20 protein-coding genes are annotated in these 16116 nt (G+C 67.4%); 11 read left to right on the forward strand and 9 right to left on the reverse strand.

Annotated features, from left to right (window positions below):
- Window positions 1-144: 144 nt before the first annotated feature.
- A complete protein-coding gene (locus FXF75_RS03365; protein WP_163520125.1) occupies window positions 145-1443 on the reverse strand; it encodes a KaiC domain-containing protein in 1299 nt (432 codons plus the stop codon).
- Window positions 1444-1563: 120 nt separating this feature from the next.
- Between FXF75_RS03365 and FXF75_RS03370 the strand changes: the two genes are divergently transcribed.
- From FXF75_RS03370 to FXF75_RS03385, 4 genes are all read left to right on the forward strand, one after another.
- Window positions 1564-2385 (forward strand): NAD(+)/NADH kinase, encoded by an 822-nt coding sequence (locus tag FXF75_RS03370; RefSeq protein ID WP_163520126.1) that lies wholly within the window; start codon window positions 1564-1566, stop codon window positions 2383-2385.
- Between the two features lie 157 nt (window positions 2386-2542).
- Entirely contained in the window at window positions 2543-3472 is a 930-nt protein-coding gene (gene mptA, locus FXF75_RS03375; RefSeq protein WP_163520127.1) for a GTP cyclohydrolase MptA, read from the forward strand.
- Between the two features lie 53 nt (window positions 3473-3525).
- Window positions 3526-3996 (forward strand): carotenoid biosynthesis protein, encoded by a 471-nt coding sequence (locus tag FXF75_RS03380; RefSeq protein WP_163520128.1) that lies wholly within the window; start codon window positions 3526-3528, stop codon window positions 3994-3996.
- Window positions 3997-4149: 153 nt separating this feature from the next.
- Window positions 4150-4356 carry a hypothetical protein gene (locus tag FXF75_RS03385; protein ID WP_163520129.1) on the forward strand — a complete coding sequence of 69 codons (207 nt, stop codon included), beginning with the start codon at window positions 4150-4152 and terminating at the stop codon, window positions 4354-4356.
- 22 nt (window positions 4357-4378) lie between these two features.
- Here FXF75_RS03385 and pyrF read toward each other — a convergent pair whose 3' ends face one another.
- Window positions 4379-5248, reverse strand: a complete 870-nt coding sequence (gene pyrF, locus FXF75_RS03390; RefSeq protein ID WP_163520130.1) for an orotidine-5'-phosphate decarboxylase — start codon at window positions 5246-5248, stop codon at window positions 4379-4381.
- 115 nt (window positions 5249-5363) lie between these two features.
- Here pyrF and FXF75_RS03395 point away from each other — a divergent pair, with 115 nt between their 5' ends.
- On the forward strand, window positions 5364-6020 hold the full coding sequence (locus tag FXF75_RS03395) for an HAD family hydrolase (protein ID WP_163520131.1): 657 nt from the start codon (window positions 5364-5366) through the stop codon (window positions 6018-6020).
- Window positions 6021-6107: 87 nt separating this feature from the next.
- Here FXF75_RS03395 and FXF75_RS03400 read toward each other — a convergent pair whose 3' ends face one another.
- Complete coding sequence (locus FXF75_RS03400; protein ID WP_163520132.1) at window positions 6108-6518, reverse strand: hypothetical protein; 411 nt, start codon at window positions 6516-6518, stop codon at window positions 6108-6110.
- Window positions 6519-6584: 66 nt separating this feature from the next.
- Window positions 6585-7037 (reverse strand): DUF2240 family protein, encoded by a 453-nt coding sequence (locus FXF75_RS03405; protein WP_163520133.1) that lies wholly within the window; start codon window positions 7035-7037, stop codon window positions 6585-6587.
- A 249-nt stretch (window positions 7038-7286) separates the two neighbouring features.
- Between FXF75_RS03405 and FXF75_RS03410 the strand changes: the two genes are divergently transcribed.
- Both FXF75_RS03410 and FXF75_RS03415 read left to right on the forward strand, forming a co-directional pair.
- Window positions 7287-8213 carry a DUF6293 family protein gene (locus FXF75_RS03410; protein ID WP_163520134.1) on the forward strand — a complete coding sequence of 309 codons (927 nt, stop codon included), beginning with the start codon at window positions 7287-7289 and terminating at the stop codon, window positions 8211-8213.
- 84 nt (window positions 8214-8297) lie between these two features.
- On the forward strand, window positions 8298-8531 hold the full coding sequence (locus FXF75_RS03415) for a hypothetical protein (protein WP_163520135.1): 234 nt from the start codon (window positions 8298-8300) through the stop codon (window positions 8529-8531).
- Between the two features lie 12 nt (window positions 8532-8543).
- Here FXF75_RS03415 and FXF75_RS03420 read toward each other — a convergent pair whose 3' ends face one another.
- Window positions 8544-9248, reverse strand: coding sequence for a DUF1405 domain-containing protein (locus FXF75_RS03420; RefSeq protein ID WP_163520136.1), 705 nt, complete (start codon window positions 9246-9248; stop codon window positions 8544-8546).
- Window positions 9249-9632: 384 nt separating this feature from the next.
- Window positions 9633-9800: a hypothetical protein gene (locus FXF75_RS03425; protein WP_163520137.1), complete on the reverse strand. Its 168-nt coding sequence runs from the start codon at window positions 9798-9800 to the stop codon at window positions 9633-9635.
- A gap of 348 nt (window positions 9801-10148) precedes the next feature.
- Here FXF75_RS03425 and pdxS point away from each other — a divergent pair, with 348 nt between their 5' ends.
- Together pdxS and FXF75_RS03435 are read left to right on the forward strand one after the other, a co-directional pair.
- A complete protein-coding gene (gene pdxS / locus FXF75_RS03430; RefSeq protein WP_163520138.1) occupies window positions 10149-11057 on the forward strand; it encodes a pyridoxal 5'-phosphate synthase lyase subunit PdxS in 909 nt (302 codons plus the stop codon).
- A gap of 112 nt (window positions 11058-11169) precedes the next feature.
- Window positions 11170-11358, forward strand: coding sequence for a hypothetical protein (locus FXF75_RS03435; protein WP_163520139.1), 189 nt, complete (start codon window positions 11170-11172; stop codon window positions 11356-11358).
- Between the two features lie 54 nt (window positions 11359-11412).
- On the opposite strand, the gene FXF75_RS03440 is transcribed toward FXF75_RS03435, so the two are convergent.
- The gene (locus tag FXF75_RS03440; protein WP_163520140.1) at window positions 11413-12297 is read right to left on the reverse strand and encodes a homoserine kinase; all 885 of its coding nucleotides are present in this window, start codon (window positions 12295-12297) and stop codon (window positions 11413-11415) included.
- A gap of 130 nt (window positions 12298-12427) precedes the next feature.
- Here FXF75_RS03440 and FXF75_RS03445 point away from each other — a divergent pair, with 130 nt between their 5' ends.
- Window positions 12428-13066: an adenylate kinase gene (locus FXF75_RS03445; RefSeq protein ID WP_163520141.1), complete on the forward strand. Its 639-nt coding sequence runs from the start codon at window positions 12428-12430 to the stop codon at window positions 13064-13066.
- 148 nt (window positions 13067-13214) lie between these two features.
- On the opposite strand, the gene FXF75_RS03450 is transcribed toward FXF75_RS03445, so the two are convergent.
- A complete protein-coding gene (locus tag FXF75_RS03450) occupies window positions 13215-14258 on the reverse strand; it encodes a DUF4352 domain-containing protein (RefSeq protein ID WP_163520142.1) in 1044 nt (347 codons plus the stop codon).
- Window positions 14240-14932, reverse strand: coding sequence for a hypothetical protein (locus FXF75_RS03455; protein WP_163520143.1), 693 nt, complete (start codon window positions 14930-14932; stop codon window positions 14240-14242). The genes FXF75_RS03450 and FXF75_RS03455 overlap by 19 nt, the downstream gene beginning before the upstream one ends.
- A gap of 135 nt (window positions 14933-15067) precedes the next feature.
- On the opposite strand from FXF75_RS03455, the gene FXF75_RS03460 reads away from it, so the two are divergent.
- Window positions 15068-15985, forward strand: a complete 918-nt coding sequence (locus tag FXF75_RS03460) for a DUF106 domain-containing protein (protein ID WP_163520144.1) — start codon at window positions 15068-15070, stop codon at window positions 15983-15985.
- Window positions 15986-16116: the final 131 nt, after the last annotated feature.

Genomic DNA, 16116 nt, shown 5'->3' on the forward strand with positions numbered 1-16116 from the left:
GGACCCCAGTCGAGTATCAGCAGTTGCACCGCGAGCGAACGAGCGAAGCGAGTGAGCGAGCGGCCTTTTTTTGGTGCAGATTTTTTCGAGGAGTGGCGTCCGCAGCGCCGAAGGCGCGAGGACACCCGACGAAGAAAAAAGGTGCTAGAATATGTTCGCCTGCCGGTAGACGCTGATGCCCTCGTTCGTGATGGAGTAGGGTTTGATTTCGCGGGAGTGGTTCGCGTCCCGAATCTTCTGAATCTCGACCGCCAGCCTCGTCTCGCGGAAGTCGTCGGAACTCCGGATGTACCGCAGGATGAACACCGCGTCCACGAGGTACTCGATGATGCCGTGCCGGGAGGCGTAGGCGTTGTCCTCGCTGGCCTCGCTGGTGAGCATCGTCGTCACCCCGGCCTCCTTCAGGCTCTTGGTGAAGTCGTAAATCTCGTTCCGACGGGTGGCTTGGTCGTCGTACATCATCTCCAGCAGCGACACCGAGTCCAGCACGAGGCGGGTCGCGCCGAACTCCTCGACCAGTCGCGGCAGGTCGTTGCGGATGGAGGTCAGACTGTTCGCCATCTCGATGGGGTCGAGGTCGATGACCGCGAGACTGCCCCCTTCCTCGTACTCGTCGAACGCCCAGCCTTTCTCGGTCGCCGTGCTGACGATGCGGTCGTGACTCTCTTCGAGGGTGATGAACACCGCGTTCTCGCCCTGCTCCAGCGCCTCGTGGAGGAACTGGAGACCGAAGGTGGTCTTCCCGGTCCCGGCCGACCCGACGGTCGTCATGAGCGACCGCTGGGGGACACCGCCCTGAATCATGCTGTCGAGACCTTCGATGCCGACGTCGATGCGGGGGATGTCGGACTCGAACTCCTCGTCGTCGAACTCCTCGCTCTCGAAGGGTTCGCCGCCGCCGAATCCACCGCCGAACCCCTCCGCGTCGCCGGACCCCATGCCGAACTCGCCGCCTCCGCCGAAACCGCCGTCCGAGTCGCCTCCGGTCGCGTCGGCGGGGCCGCCCCCTGCCGGTCCTCCCCCGCTTCCCGTCGGTCCTGTCCCGCCACCTGCCGGACCTGCACCGCCGCCGGGCGCGTTCTCGAACGCGCTGGCGAAGTCCTCGTCGAAGAGGTCGCCGTCCTCCTGCTCGGCGTCGTACGGGTCGGCGTCCGCGAATCCGCCGGAGGGTGCGCTCCCGGACGATTCGGTCGTCGCGTCCGAGTCGCCCGCGAGCGCGTTCGCGTCGTCGCTCCGGCCGGCGCCGAAGTTCGCCGGGTCGTCTCCGCCGGAGTCGCCGATTTGGTCCGTCTCGGGGTCCGCAGGTTCGGTGTCGTCAGCTTCGGCGTCTGGGCGGTCCGTCTCCCCGGTTTCGGCGTCGGCAGTCGGGGACTCGTCGCCCTCAGCGCCGTCTTCGTCGTCCTCGTGGAGTGCGCGCTCGAACCAGTCGTCGTCCTCGGTCACGGGAGCCACCTCCTCGTCGGTCGAGCGCGGCGCATACCGGCCACCTCGGACCGACCGCATTTCAATGTTTCTCGCCGGCGCGTCGGCGGACTTTTGACGGGCGGGCGAGAAGGGCCAACGATGAGAGTCGGCATCGTCGCCCAGAAAGGGAACTCCCGCGCCGCGGTTCTGGCCGAACGGATACGCGAGACCCTCCCCGAGGAGGTGACCGTCCGACTGGACGACGCGACCGCTCGGCGCTTGGACGAGGAAGGGCACCCGGTCGAGCAGATGGACGCCTGCGACCTCGTGGTCTCCATCGGGGGCGACGGCACGTTCCTCTTCGCGGCGCGCGGTGCCGGACCGACGCCGATTCTGGGCGTCAACCTCGGCGAAGTCGGGTTCCTCAACGGCGTCGCGCCCGAGGACGCGGTCGAGACCGTCGAGGCGGTCGTGGCGGGCTATCGAGAGACCGATACGATTCCCTCGCGGGAGGTTCCCCGACTCCGGGCCACCGGCGAGGGCGACTGGTCGGTCCACCCGGCGCTCAACGAAATCGTCGTGCAGGGGCCACAGCGCGGCCACGGCAACGGACTCGACTACGAGGTCCGGGTGGACGACCGCGTCTTCACCGCCGGACGCGGCGACGGCGTGCTGGTCTCGACGCCGACCGGAAGCACGGCGTACAACCTGAGCGAGGGCGGGCCGCTGGTCCACCCCGACGCCGACGCGCTCGTGATTACCGAGATGTGCGCCGGCGAGTCGATGCCGCCGCTGGCAGTTCCCAGCGACAGCGTGGTCGAAGTTCGGGCCGACGGCGCGGCGTTCGGCTACGTCAGCAGCGACAGTACGCGCGAGCGATTCGAGACGCCGGAGACGGTCACGGTTCGACCGGACCCGGACCCGACCCGCATCGCCGAACCCTCCAGCGACTTCTTCCAAGCGCTCGGGAAACTCGATTGAGAGGGTCGGTCGTAACTCCGTTCACCACTGGGCCGCCACGACTGCGTATCGCGCGCCACCGTCCGACGCCCGGCCAGATTGGGTCGAAATCACGACCGACCACCCGATTCTGCCGAAAGGGAAAGTCCTAATCCTGCGGGTTCGCTACGCTCAGGTAATGGAAGAACAACTGCCGGACGTACAAGCCTCCGAACCGGACGTGACCGTGGGGCTGAACCGCGTTGGCGTGACCGGCGTCACGAAGTTAGTGGAACTGGCCCGCCCCGACAAGCGGCCCATCGTGCTGACCGCGGAGTTCGAGGTGTTGGTGGACCTGCCGAGTTGGCGGAAGGGCGCGGACATGAGTCGCAACATGGAGGTCGTGGACGAGATTCTGGAGGACGCCGTGAGCGAACCGACCTACTCCGTCGAGGACCTCTGCGGCGAGGTGGCCGAGCAACTGCTCGACAAACACGACTACACCTCGAAGGCCGAGGTCAAGATGGAGGCCGAGTACATGATAAAGGACCGGACGCCCGAGAGCGACCGCCCGACGCAGGCCACGGCGGACATCATCGCCAGCGCGACGGCGACCGAGGACGGTACTCGCGAGGAAATCGGTGCGCGCGTGACCGGGATGACGGTCTGTCCCTGCTCGCAGGGGATGATGAGTCAGACCGCCCGCGAGAAACTCGAAGACCTCGGGGTCGGCGACGAGGAAGTCAGGGAGTTCCTGCAGGAGGTCCCGCAGGCGGGCCACTCCCAGCGGGGTCACGCCACGCTCACGGTCGAGAGCGACGGCGCGCCCGAGGCCGACCTGATGGACCTCATCGAGGTGGCGCGCGACTCGATGAGCGCCCGCATCTACAACCTCGCCAAGCGCCCCGACGAGGACCACATGACCTTCGAGGCCCACGCGAACGCCAAGTTCGTGGAGGACTGCGTGCGCGACATGGCCGAGGGTGTGGTCAACGAGTTCCCGGACCTGCCCGACGACGCGGTGGTGACGATGAAACAGAGCAACGACGAGTCCATCCACCAGCACAACGCCCACGCCGAACGCGTCGCCGAAGTTGGGGCGCTCCGCGAGGAACTCGCCGACGACTGACCGCGCTCGACGAAACCGACGGATTTTCCCTCTCAGTTTTCGATAATTTTCGTATGGCCGACAGCTTCACCTTCGCCCTGACGACCGTCGCAGTCGGCGTCGCCGCACTGGTCCACGCCGTCTTCACGTGGCCGCTCGACGCGACGGTCGCGCTGTTCGTCGGTGGTGCCGCCGTGGCGTTCGTCGCCGAGGCGGTCGCCATCGGTCTCGGATGGCTCGAACACCACATCGGTCCGAAGCTTCTGGGCGTCCCGCTCTACGTCCTCCTCGGCTGGACGGGCGTCATCTACGTCGTGTTCCGGGTCGGTCTCCTCGTCACCGACGGAGCGGCCGCGGTCGCAGTCGCGGCCCTGCTCGCCACCGGATACGACCTGCTGGCCGACCACCACGGCGTTGAGGACGGACACTGGACGTACACCGACGACCTCCCCGGTCCACGGCGCCGCGGCGTCCCGTGGTGGAACTACGCCGGGTGGACGGTCATCAGTGCGGTCACGGCGGGCCTCGCCCTTCCGCTCCTCTGACTCGCCCCGAACTGGTCGCCGACGCGGTGCGGCCCGCCGATTCGAGACGGCAGCCCGGAGAGCCGGACCGACGCTTCCTTCGAGGGTATCCCGCGACTGTTACTCCCACACACTCATACGCCTCGATACCCTATCGAAACGAGTGAGAACCCGATGAGCGTCACAGGTCTCTGCCAGATTTGCGAGCAGAACGACGCCGAACACTCGTGTCCGAACTGCGGGACGCTGGCCTGCGAGAAGCACTGGGACGAGGCGACCGGTCTCTGTGCGCAGTGCGCCGCGGCCGTCGAGCGCGGCGGCGGCGACGAGAGCGCGGTCCGGCCCGACGACCTCGACGACGACGAAGTGATGCGATTCTGAGCGCGGACGTCCGCCTCGTCGGTCAGCGATGGCGGTTCAGTTGCCCCGCGAGTCGCCCGGCGGCCTGTCGGGCCGCCGCGGCGTAGTCGTCCTGCCCCCGCCGACGTCCGCGTCCGGCGGTCTCCCCGGCGTAGAGGACCTCCCGCGAGGTCTCCACCAGTCCGAGGCCCTCGTTCGCGCCGCTCGCGGGACCGACGTGCGCGGCGACCTCCGGGTCGTTTCTCGCGCCGCCGACCGCGAAGAAGGGCCGGTCGGGCGCGCGCTCGCGGAGGGTTTCGACCGTCTCGCCGTCGCCGCCGACCAAGAGACCCACGTCCGCCGCGGCGTCGGCGGCCCACGACGCCCCGAGTTCGGCCGCGCGCCCCGCGAGCGTCGGCTTCTCGTCCTCGTCGTCCGTCTGCTCGTCTTCGCCGTTGTGGTCCGTCATCTCGCCCTCCGCCACTTCGCGGTCCTGTAGGTCCGCCGCACCGGCGTTCGGCGTCCGGCAGGTCACGAACACGCCGAGGTCGCGGTCGAGGACGGGCGCGAGCGCGTCCCGGCCGAGATACGGCGAGACCGTCACGGCATCTACGCTGTCGAGCAGGTCGGCGTCTGGACTCGGGATTTCGGCGTACTTCGCGTCGAGGACGACCGGGACGCCCCGACCGCGGGCGTACGCGACGGTCTCGGCCAGCGCGGTCCACCCTTCGGGGTCGGCGTAGTAGGCGGGCGCGACCGAGTACGCCGCGACGCCCTCGTAAGTCGCGTCCACGATTCGGCGGTTGAACGCCCGCCGGGGGTAGTCGTACTCCCGGCAGTCGTCTGGGAGGCGTGCGGGGTCGGGGTTCAAGCCCACCGCGAGGACGCCGCCGGTCGTCCGGATTCGCTCGCGCAGGCGGTCGAAGAAGGTCATACCGAGCGTTGCGATGGGTCCGACAAGGCTCTTGCCTTCGACGCTCCCGTACGTGTTCCGCGTCAGTTCGGTCGCTCCCGTAGGTCTCAAGAGGCCGTTGGGCCAAGAGAAGCGCGTGACCATCTCCGCCGTCATCTTCGACTTCGACGAGACGCTGGCCGTGCCCGCTCGCTCGCGCGAGGCGGTGCTGGCCGAGAGTACCGAGGCGGTCGGCGCGCCCGACCTGTCCCGCGAGGCGTACCTCGAAGCCCACGCGAAGCACCTCGACAGCGAGAGTCGGACGCCCATCTTCGCCGAGATGCTGCCCGAGGACAGCGACACCGACCCCGAGGAACTCGCCGACGCCTACCGCCAGAAGGTCGCCGAGTCGCTCCGGCCGGTCGAGGGCGTGCCCGGCCTGCTGGCGGACCTCCGCGAGGAGTACGCGCTCGGACTCCTCACCAACGGTCCGTCGAAGGCCCAGTGGAGCAAACTCGACCAGTTCGACTGGATAGACCGCTTCGACGCCACCGCGATTACGGGCGACCTCGAGGCCGGGAAACCCGACGTGCGCGCGTTCGAGGCCGTCCTCGACGACCTCGGCGTCGACCCCGACGAGGCGGTCTACGTCGGCGACGACCCCGAGGCCGACGTGGAGGGCGCGCGGAACGCCGGACTGTACGCCGTCCAGGTCCTCTACGAGGGCAGCCCCGACCGACATCCGGACGCCAACGCCTACGTCGAACGCGACTCGCTGGCGGCCGACCTCCCCGGAATCGTCCGCGACCTCTGACCGGTTCCGCCGTCGTTCGAACCGCTCGCCTCTCCCCGTTCTTCGGACCGTCGAACCGCAGTACTGTCCGCCGCACTGCCGACTGGCTCACTCCGCGCTCTCCGCGTGCTCGGCGGTCTCTACCACCGAGACGAACACGTCGGTCGCGCGCTTGACCTCCGCGCCGTCCTCGACGAAGACCAGCGTCCGCGGGGGCCGAACCGCCTTCGGCCTGACGCGCAGGCCCACCGACTCCGCGCTCTCGGCCGCGGCGTCGGCTTCCTCGCGGAACTCGACGCGGACTCGGTCCTCGTGGACGTAGACCTCCGCCAGAACGTCGGACTGCCCGCCGGACTCGCGGGCGACCTCGTAGGCCAGTTCGCCGTCGGCCGACCCCTCCACGTCGGCGTCGGCGTTGACGACTTCGAGGGCGTCGAGACCGGAGTCCTCGCGACTCGACACCTCCGAAGAGAGCAGTTGGGCGATGCGCTTGCCGTCGGTAGTTCGCTCCTCGACCATACCCGACGATTGGCGCGGGACCGAATCAGCCTTCGGCTTTCGAGCGTTCGCGGTCGGCCCGCGGACTCAGTCGTCTCCTTTCAGTTCCTCGCGGGCCTCGGCGGCCTCGCGGCCGACGTCCACGCCGCGCCGCCGGGCGTACACGACCGCGGCGGCCTCGATGGTCACGCCGAGGCGACTCTGGAGGTCGTTGATTTCGGCCACCGCGGTCTGCTTGTCGGTGCCCGCCGAGACCACCTTGTCCAGCAGTTTCTCGAAGGTGGACTGCTCCTGCAGGATGGACTCGTCGGGCACGAACTCCTCGGCGATTTCGACGGCCGCGACGTCGAACTCCGCGACCACCTCGCCGTCGTCGTGCGCGAGCAGTCCCTGTCCGGCCGCCACGTCGATGAGACGCTCGGCTTGGTCGGGCGAGAACCAGTCACGGTCCAACGATAGCGCGACGACGAACTCGCTCTCGGGCATCGATTCGGTGCCCTTCTGCTGGAACGGGGCGGCGACTGCACTCCGGAGACTCATCGCTCGAAAGCGAGTGGGTAATCTGCGTAAAGGTGGCGGTTCTGCGGCGGGGAGCTGTCGGCTACTCTGCGTGATGATGCGTTGCGGGAATCGACGGCGAAACCAGCGTAACGACGTGTTAGAAAGCCCCCGTCCGCTCGCGGTCGATAGGCGCGCTACTGGTAGTCTGGATAGACGCGCGCATCTCGGTGGTCCGTCGAGTCCACCGAAAGCTTGGGGTTTAACCCCCCTTCGGCGCTACGGGGCCATATGCAGACCCACATCGTCCCGGTCGGGTTCGACTACGACCGGCTCATCGCGCCACTCGTGCGCGACCAGTTGGACGTGGACCGCGTCATCCTGCTGGAGGGCGCGGTCGGGAGCGAGGCCAACGTCGAGTACTCGCGGAACCTCTCCCAGAAGCTGGAGCAGGACTTCCAGAACCTGCTCGGCGCGACCACCGAGCGCGTGGTCGTCGCGGACGTGTACGACTACGACGCCGCCTTCGAGCAGGCGTACGACCTCATCAACGCGGAACTCGACGAGGGCCGGGAGGTCTGGGTCAACATCTCCGCGATGCCCCGGACCGTCAGCTTCGCGTTCGCCACCGCGGCCCACTCGGTGATGGTCGAGCGCGAGGAGGACCGCGAGAAGATACACACCTACTACACCGCCCCGGAGAAGTACCTCGAAACCGAACTCGCCGAGGAACTCCGGCGACAGGCGGACCTGCTCGAAGACCTCTCCGGGGACGCCGGGGCCGCCGACGGAGTCGAGACCGACCGCATCGACGAGCGCCTCGACAGCGCCCGGGACCTCCTCTCGGAGTTCGACGAGCGCGGGACGACCATCGGCGCGAAGCGCGTCGGCGACGGCCACATCGCGGAAATTCCGGTCGCCTCGTTCTCCAACGTCAAGCCCTTCGAGGAGGTCATCCTGTTCCAACTCGGTGAAGAGGGCGAGTTCGAGTCGGTCTCGGAACTCGCGGAGGCGCTGGCCAGCGAACTCGACGAGGAGTACACCGACAGCTTCCGGTCGAAGGTCATCTACAACGTGGACCGGTTGGGTCCGGGCGGAAAGGGGTACATCGAACAGGAGGAACACGGGAAGTCGTACCGGACGCGCCTGTCTCGAATCGGGGAGTTGTGGGTCCGGGCGCACGCGAACGGGGAGCCGCCACGCGGCTCGGACACGTGAGCGGCGAAGCCGCGAACGAGGAGTAGGCGCGAACGGAGCGAGCGACAGAATTATCACGGTTCTGAACATCCGGGAAGTCGAGTCATGGACCAGAGCGAACTCTCAGAACTCGTCTCGTCGCTGACGCCGTACGAGTCCGCTGGCACCGTCAACACGTACCGGAACACGGTCAGCATCGCCTGTCCGGCCTGCGAGGAGTCGTTCGACGATATGGTCGTCTGCGAGGGCGAGTACGACAGCCTCGAACTCAGCCGGTTGCTCGACCTCTGCGTGACCACCGCCGGTGACGACGTGGTGCTGTTCACGCATCAGGAGTAACGGCCGGAACGCTCACCGCGCTTCCAACTTCTTCACCCGCGTCGCCAGCGCCAGAAACGTCGCGCCAATCGTGATTACGACCGCTCCGGCCGCCGCGATTTCGTGGGCCGGCGAGGGGTGCGAGAATCCGTTCACCAGCGCCTCTTGGCCGGGAAGCGTCGTGTGGTGGGGCGTGCCGACTAACGGCACGAAGTAGTCCACCACGTCGTTGAACCCGTACCAGACCACCGCGACCAGCACCGCGCCGACCGGGAAGTCGCTGTAGCGGTGGATGACGAACGCCTCGGCGACCATGCCGAGGTGGCTCCAGAACAGGAAGTTGTACATCAGCACCGAGTTGTACGAGAACCCCTCCATGAACGCCAGCAGGACGAACGGCGTCCAGAGACCGAGTTTGAGACAACCGAAGAACGCGAGGGCGTTGACCACCTCCGAGTTCCGTCCGAGTTTCCAGAGCGCGAGACTGGCCGCGATGAACAGGGTCGCCACCGGACTGTCGGGGACGAACGGCCACATTACGGGCGGTTCGACGCCGAACTGTAGGGTTATCAGCGGGTCCGACAGCGGGAGCGGGTGGAAGCCGTAGTACCAGAAGCCGAACGCTGTCCCGGCGAGGTTGACCGCGACGATGACCCACGCGTACCGCAACGCGAGGTCCTCCAGCGACTCCGGGAGGGGCGCGACGTAGCCCGGCAGGTCGGCCCGGTCGGGGAGCATACCGGAGTCGTCTCACGTCCGGCGCAAAGCTTTGGCGGTCTCGGGGCACGCCCTCGACGTATAAGTAACCTGTCTGACTACGCTCGCGCGTGAAACTAACCCGCCTCGCAGTCGCTCTCGCGTTGCTCGGTTACGCCGTCGCGCTGGCGGGGTCGCTGGTGTTCCCGGTCGCGTCGTTCGACACGGCGGTGCGACCGGGGTTGCGCTCCTCCTGGGTGGCGTCGCCGCGCTCATCGGGACCGGGAAGGTCGCGTACGCGCTGGGACGATACGCGACCACGGACCTCGCGAGCGTCGATTCGGTGACCTCGCTCCCGACGGGCGACCACTGGATTCGGGTCGAAGGGTAGCGCGTCGGGAGGGCGACCCCGTCGACCCGCCGCTGTCACCCGACCCCGCAGTCGCCCAGTCGGTGGCCGACGGTCCGTTCCGGTTCCGGGTCGACGCCGACGAGCGCCTGAAAGTGCTCGACTCGTGGCGGGACGGGTGCGGGGAGACGGTCGGTCCGGACGACGACCCGCCAGCGTCGCTGGGGCGCTTTCTCGACCGGCACGGACGCGACTCGCTCGGACGGTGCCGTCTTCGACCACGCCCTGCGGGTAGCCGAAGCGACGGTCCCCGAGGGCGAGACCGTTCGCCTGTTCGGTCGCCGGGACCGAGGACGCGGTCGAACCGCGGGGCGAGGGCCTGACTGGAGTCGTCGCGACGACGAGTTCGTGGCAGACGATTCCGCTCCGCTACCTCCGGGACTCGCTGTGGGGACTGTTCGGAACCGCGTTCCTGCTCGCGGCCGGAACGTTCCTGCTGTCGCTCGCGACCGGAGTCGCGTAGCGTCCCGACGAATCCGGCAGAGGGACTGACAATCGGTACGCATTAACCGCTCGCGTCGCAATTCACTCGCATGGCCGACGAGACAGACATCGAGGAACTCAAGCGAGGAAGCGAACTCGTCAAGCGCGGGTTCGCCCGGATGCAGAAAGGCGGCGTCATCATGGACGTAGTGAACCGCGAACAGGCCCGCATCGCCGAGGACGCGGGCGCGGTCGCGGTGATGGCGCTGGAAGCCGTCCCGGCCGACATCCGCAAGCGCGGCGGCGTCGCGCGGATGGCCGACCCCGCGGACGTCGAGGAGATAATCGACGAGGTGTCGATTCCGGTGATGGGCAAGTCGCGCATCGGCCACACCAAGGAGGCCGAGATTCTGGCGGCCATCGGCGTGGACATGATAGACGAGTCGGAGGTCCTCACTCCGGCCGACGACAAGTACCACATCGACAAGCGCGAGTTCACTTCGCCGTTCGTCTGCGGCGCGCGCAACCTCGGCGAGGCCCTGCGTCGCATCGAGGAAGGCGCGGCGATGATTCGGACGAAGGGCGAGGCGGGCACGGGCGACGTGAATCAGGCGGTCCACCACCAGCGCAACATCAAGAGCGCGATTCGCAAAATCGAGGGGATGACCCACGAGGAGCGCGAGGCCTTCGCCCGCGACATCGAGGCTCCCGCGCCGCTGGTCCACGAGACCGCCGAGGAGGGGCGTCTGCCGGTCGTCAACTTCGCGGCGGGCGGCATTGCTACGCCCGCGGACGCCGCGCTGATGATGCACCACGGCTGTGACGGCATCTTCGTCGGGTCGGGCATCTTCGGCGCGGAGGACCCCGAAGCGATGGCCGACGCCATCGTGGAGGCGACGAACAACTGGGACGACCCCGAACGCCTCGCCGCCATCAGCAAGGACATCGGGTCGGGTATGAAGGGTGAGGCCAACGCCGACCTGCCCGAGGAAGAGAAGCTTCAGGGCCGCGGAAACTGAGCGAGCGGAGGACCGTCGTTCGAGCGAGCGTCGAACGACAGGAACGGTATCAACCCTTCTACATCACCCCTGCACGGAAAGTGTTAAAAATACTCGATGTGTTCGTCGTAACATGGATTCCCCCTTCGAGAACCCGGCCATCCGATACGGGATGGGTCTCAGTAGTGCCGCAGTACTCGTGTTCGTCGCGCTCTCGTTCCTCGACGGAATCACTCGGTGGCTCGTGTTGGGTATGGCGGTCCTCGAAGTCGTCCTCGTTCCGCAACTACTGAAGCGAGCGATGGCGCAGGATAACGCCTGACCGACTGGAAACGCACTCGACGATACTGTCGGCACGCACCCGACAGCGACCGACTTATTCCCGGAGTATCTCCGTTCCGCTACCGATTTCGGTCTGGTACGCTCGCGCGTCCACGCCCGCCTCACCGAAGGCCCCGACCATCCCGGCGGCGACCGCCCGGCGCTGGTCGCGGTCGCGACAGACCGCCAGCACGCCGGGACCCGCCCCGGAGACGGTCACGCCGGTCGCGCCCGCCTCGCGGGCGGCGTCGGCCACCGCGTCGTAGCCGTCGATGAGGTCGGCGCGGGCGGGCGTGACCACCGGGTCGGTCAGCCCTCGGCCGACGAGTTCCGAGTCGTCGCGGCACATCCCCGCGACCAGCGTCGAGGCGTTGCCGACCGTCTCGACCATCTGGTCCATCTCGACCGATTCGGGAAGGACGCCGCGGGCGTCGCGGGTCGAGACGACGGTCTCCGGCAGGCAGACCACGACCGGCAGACTGGCGTCGAGTTGCGTGATGCCGTCGTCGGTGACGATGGTGAATCCGCCCAGAATCGACGGTGCCACGTTGTCGGCGTGGGCTTCGCCCGAGACGACTGCCTCGCCCTCCGCGGCTAACCACACTAGTTCTTCGCGGGAGAGACCGCGGTCGTAGAGTTCGTTCAGTGCGACTGCCGCACCCGCGGCGCTCGCGGCCGAAGAGCCGAGTCCGGACGACGGCCGGACACCCTTGTCTATCTCGATGTGGGCCGGGGCGTCGAGTTCGCGCGCGACCACTCCCGCGGTGTTCTCTGCAGGGTCGGTCGGGACGAACTCCGCGCCCGCGCCGGACACCTCGATGGTGGTCTCGTTCGCGCGCTCGACCCGGACGACGTCGGCCGGGCGGGTCAGTGCCACCCCGAACACGTCGAAACCGCTCCCGAGGTTCGCACTCGTCGCCGGCGCCCGCACCGTAAGCATGACCGTGCATTGTAAGGGCCAAATGAAAAACCTGCCGGGGCGCGTCGGGTAGTGGTACCTATTGACATTCCCCGAGTTGCGGTCGTCCGCTTTCTTTAAGCCTTTATGGGTGGGCGATGCATCCCTACGCATGAACCCGCACATTCTGATACTCGGTGCGCCGGGCGCAGGCAAGGGAACCCAGAGCGACAACATCGTCGAGGAGTTCGGCGTCGAACACGTCACGACGGGCGACGCCCTCCGGGCGAACAAGGAGATGGACATCAGCCACCTCGGTCTGGAGTACGACACACCGGGCGAGTACATGGACCGCGGCGAACTCGTCCCCGACGAGGTCGTCAACGAAATCGTCGAGACGGCTCTCGACGAGGCCGACGGTTACGTTCTCGACGGCTATCCGCGTAACCTCGACCAGGCCGAGACCCTCTCGGAGATGACCGACCTCGACGCGGTACTCTACCTCGACGTGGACGAGGACGTGCTGGTCGAGCGACTCACCGGCCGTCGTCTCGACCCCGAGACGGGCGATATCTACCACGTCGAGTTCGACATGCCCGACGACGAGGAGGTGCGCGAGCGACTCGTCCAGCGCGAGGACGACACCGAGGAGACCGTCCGCGAGCGCATCCGCGTCTACGAGGAGAACACCGAACCCGTCGTCGAGTTCTACGACGAGGAAGGCGACCTCGTCCGCATCGACGGCGAGCAGACTCCCGACGAAGTGTGGGAGGACGTGAAGGACGCCATCGAAGCGAACGCCGACGCCTGAACGCCCGTCGGCAGAACGTCCGAATTCACGGTCGCCACTCTTCCGGACTCGCGTTTCTTCACATCTGCTTCCTCGCATCTACTTCTTCGAGTGTCTCGGCAGTGGAGTCGGTCGAATTCTCTCCGAACCCCGGTCTCTCCGGAGTCGGTCAGGCCGACCACGACACGAAGACGTCGCCGTCGGACGAACAGCGCACGGAGAGTTCGCCGGCGGACGCGTCGTCGGGGACCTGAAACACCAGCCATCCGGTGTGGGTCGCTCCCGGGTCGGACTCTGATTCGGGGGCGTAGAATCGGCCATCGACGGGCGAAGCGAGTCCGTCGCCGTCGTCGGACGACTGGTGGAACACCGAGTAGGACTGGCCGCCGACGGCGACCGAGAACGCGCTCGCGTTCGGGAACTCGACCGACTCGGCCGCGGTGTTCTCGGCCGTCACGGAGACGAACGCGAACGTCTTGCCCGGCGGTGCGCGGTACGTCTCGTTCCCGCCCGCGTCGTAGATGTACGAGGCGAGCAGTCCGTCGAAGTGGTCGTTTCCGAGTTCTACGCGGAGGTTCGCTCCCTCCGGCGTCGTGAACGACTCCGTCAGCGCTCGCGTCGCCGGGTGAACCGCCACGCTCGCCGCGGCCGACCCCGGCCGGAGACGATACCGGGCACTGCCGGGTTTCGGCGGTTCGACTTCGGTCGTCCGCGTCGCGCTCGCCCCGGGGGACAGGTCCAGTTCGAGCGTCTCGCTCGGGTGCCAGTCGGTCGCGTCGGCGTATCGGTGTTCGAGACCGCCGCGGTACGTCCCCGCCACCGACCCAGCGTTCTCGACGGTCGCAGTCGCGGTGACCGACTCGCCGAACTCCACGTCGGTAGGCATCCGCAGTTCGGTGACCTCGAACCGCGGAAACTCGACTGGGTCGAACCGCCACCGCGCCTCCGGAATCGGGTCGCCGTCCGCGCTCGTGCCGTCCGCGGTGGTGCTGTCGGCGGTCGTTTCGCTGGCGACCGCCGTTTCGCCGCCGACGGTCGTCTCGCTCTCGTCGGCGTCCTCGCCCGCGGGCGAGACCGTCTCGTTTCGGGTTTCCGACTCGGTTCGCGCTCGATTCCACGCGAACTCAGGTCCCGCGGTCGCCCGCTCGCGGGGGACCTCCGCGAGGAGCCATCCCGTTCGCGCCTCGTCGGGTTCTATCGCCCCCCGGGCCAACGGCCGCCGTCGATGCCGTCGAGGCTCGCGAGGTCGCCTTCGGTCCGGGCGAGGACGGCGATTACCTCGCCTCCAGCGACGGAGAAGTCCTCGGGTGAGACGCGAACGCGGCTATCGCTTCGGTTCTCCACCGATGCCTCGACGGTCACGAGGACCGAGTCGGAGTCCAGTGCGAGGACGGACCGACCGTTCGCGGTGTCGTAGAACAGGCCCGAGTGCGAGGACAACCCCGTGAGGACGACCGCGGGACCGCCGTCGAGGGCGAACTGCTCGCCGCCGCGCAGCGACCGACCCGAAGCCGAGACGAGGTGAGACGCGCCGGTCTCGGCGAGTTTGAATCGGTAGTCTCCGGCGTGCCCGAGCGAGAACGGGCCTGTCTCGACCGTTCTGGACTCCGAGGACGCCACGTCCGAGATTCGGACTCGCGTCCCGGACGCGGCGGCGTCGCCGCCGACGGTCAGCGCGTCGGCGAAATCGCCCGACTGTCCGCCCGCGTTCGTCACCGACACCGACAGCGAGAACCGTTCGCCGACCACGACGTTGTTCGGACCCGACACCGTGACGTCCTCGAACCGAGCAGGATTCTGACGGAGCGCACCGCCGAACGCCTGACAGCCCGCGAGAGACGGTAGAGCGGTCACACCGACGAGGGAGAGTACTTTCCGACGGTTCATACGCCCACGTCTGACAGCCGACGTATAATTCCATTGGCCATCGACGGCGAAGGACGGTCGGCAGGCAGTGAGTCGGCGGTTGGAGTCGGGCACAGAGCGAAAGTTGATTAACCGGGGGATTCCAAATCTGTCACAATGGCACGGACCGCGGACAAGATAGAGTCGCTCATCGCCGACGATTCGGGGATGGCCGACGCCTTAGCGGTCGTCTACGACCGCACCGACGCCGGCTCCGAGCGAATCGCGTGGGCCGACGTGAACGACGAACTCACGAGCGGTCAGTGGGGTCGCCTCATCGAGAAGGACGTCCTCGAAAGCGTGGGCGACGAGTTCCGACTCTCGGACCCCGACGCGGTCGAGGCGGCGCTGGACGACGAACCGACGACCACCGTCACGACGACCGACGTGGACACCGACGTCGCGGACGTGGACGCCGACGAGTCGTCGTGGACGAAGTGGGACAAACTCGCGGCGGTCGGGGCCGGCGGCCTGTTCCTCGGCTACTCTCAGACGTCGGTCCGGGACGTCGTCGGCGGGACGGTCGATATCGTCCTCGGCCCCATCGACGCGGTGGTACCGTTCTACCTCGTCGTGCTGACCGTGGCGCTACTGACGGGGCTGTTCACCACCCTCCTGCAGGCGAACCTGATGGACATGGACAAGATGAGCCAGTATCAGGAGCGCATGAAGGCCATTCAGGAGAAGCGCAAGGAGGCCAAGGAGCGCGGCGACGACGAGGCGCTCGAACAGATTCGCGACGAGCAGATGGACGCCATGGGCGACCAGCTCGGCATGTTCAAAGAGCAGTTCCGCCCGATGGTCTGGACGATGTTCTTCACCATCCCGGTGTTCCTGTGGATATACTGGATGGTGCTGGACGGCCACGTCAGCACGGGCGAGTGGACCATCGTCGCGCCGCTCATCGGCGAGGCGCGGTGGACCTCGAAGATTCTCGGCCCGATGCAGCTCTGGATTGTCTGGTACTTCCTCTGCTCGATGAGCTTCACTCAGCTCATCCGGAAGTCGCTGAACATCCAGACGACGCCGACGTAGACGACTGCTTCCGCGTTCGTTTCTGAGTCGCTCGACGGTGCGGCCCTCTTCTACGGAGTTTCGCGACACGCGGTAGGATTTCGTTCGAAGCGCGGCCGACGCGTCGGCGGCGTCAGTGTCGGCAGTCGGAG

It is taken from the genome of Halorussus sp. MSC15.2 (assembly GCF_010747475.1).
In the GTDB taxonomy this organism is placed as follows: Archaea; Halobacteriota; Halobacteria; order Halobacteriales; family Haladaptataceae; genus Halorussus.

Bases quoted from the DNA above. Each gene is read 5' to 3' on its own strand.
- pdxS (WP_163520138.1), top strand. From the start codon at position 10,149: ATGGCCGACGAGACAGACATCGAGGAACTCAAGCGAGGAAGCGAACTC.
- FXF75_RS03410 (WP_163520134.1), top strand. From the start codon at position 7,287: ATGCAGACCCACATCGTCCCGGTCGGGTTCGACTACGACCGGCTCATC.
- FXF75_RS03455 (WP_163520143.1), bottom strand. From the start codon at position 14,932: ATGAACCGTCGGAAAGTACTCTCCCTCGTCGGTGTGACCGCTCTACCG.
- FXF75_RS03445 (WP_163520141.1), top strand. From the start codon at position 12,428: ATGAACCCGCACATTCTGATACTCGGTGCGCCGGGCGCAGGCAAGGGA.
- FXF75_RS03415 (WP_163520135.1), top strand. From the start codon at position 8,298: ATGGACCAGAGCGAACTCTCAGAACTCGTCTCGTCGCTGACGCCGTAC.
- FXF75_RS03400 (WP_163520132.1), bottom strand. From the start codon at position 6,518: ATGGTCGAGGAGCGAACTACCGACGGCAAGCGCATCGCCCAACTGCTC.
- mptA (WP_163520127.1), top strand. From the start codon at position 2,543: ATGGAAGAACAACTGCCGGACGTACAAGCCTCCGAACCGGACGTGACC.
- FXF75_RS03405 (WP_163520133.1), bottom strand. From the start codon at position 7,037: ATGAGTCTCCGGAGTGCAGTCGCCGCCCCGTTCCAGCAGAAGGGCACC.
- FXF75_RS03435 (WP_163520139.1), top strand. From the start codon at position 11,170: ATGGATTCCCCCTTCGAGAACCCGGCCATCCGATACGGGATGGGTCTC.
- FXF75_RS03440 (WP_163520140.1), bottom strand. From the start codon at position 12,297: ATGCTTACGGTGCGGGCGCCGGCGACGAGTGCGAACCTCGGGAGCGGT.
- pyrF (WP_163520130.1), bottom strand. From the start codon at position 5,248: ATGACCTTCTTCGACCGCCTGCGCGAGCGAATCCGGACGACCGGCGGC.
- FXF75_RS03380 (WP_163520128.1), top strand. From the start codon at position 3,526: ATGGCCGACAGCTTCACCTTCGCCCTGACGACCGTCGCAGTCGGCGTC.
- FXF75_RS03370 (WP_163520126.1), top strand. From the start codon at position 1,564: ATGAGAGTCGGCATCGTCGCCCAGAAAGGGAACTCCCGCGCCGCGGTT.
- FXF75_RS03385 (WP_163520129.1), top strand. From the start codon at position 4,150: ATGAGCGTCACAGGTCTCTGCCAGATTTGCGAGCAGAACGACGCCGAA.
- FXF75_RS03460 (WP_163520144.1), top strand. From the start codon at position 15,068: ATGGCACGGACCGCGGACAAGATAGAGTCGCTCATCGCCGACGATTCG.
- FXF75_RS03420 (WP_163520136.1), bottom strand. From the start codon at position 9,248: ATGCTCCCCGACCGGGCCGACCTGCCGGGCTACGTCGCGCCCCTCCCG.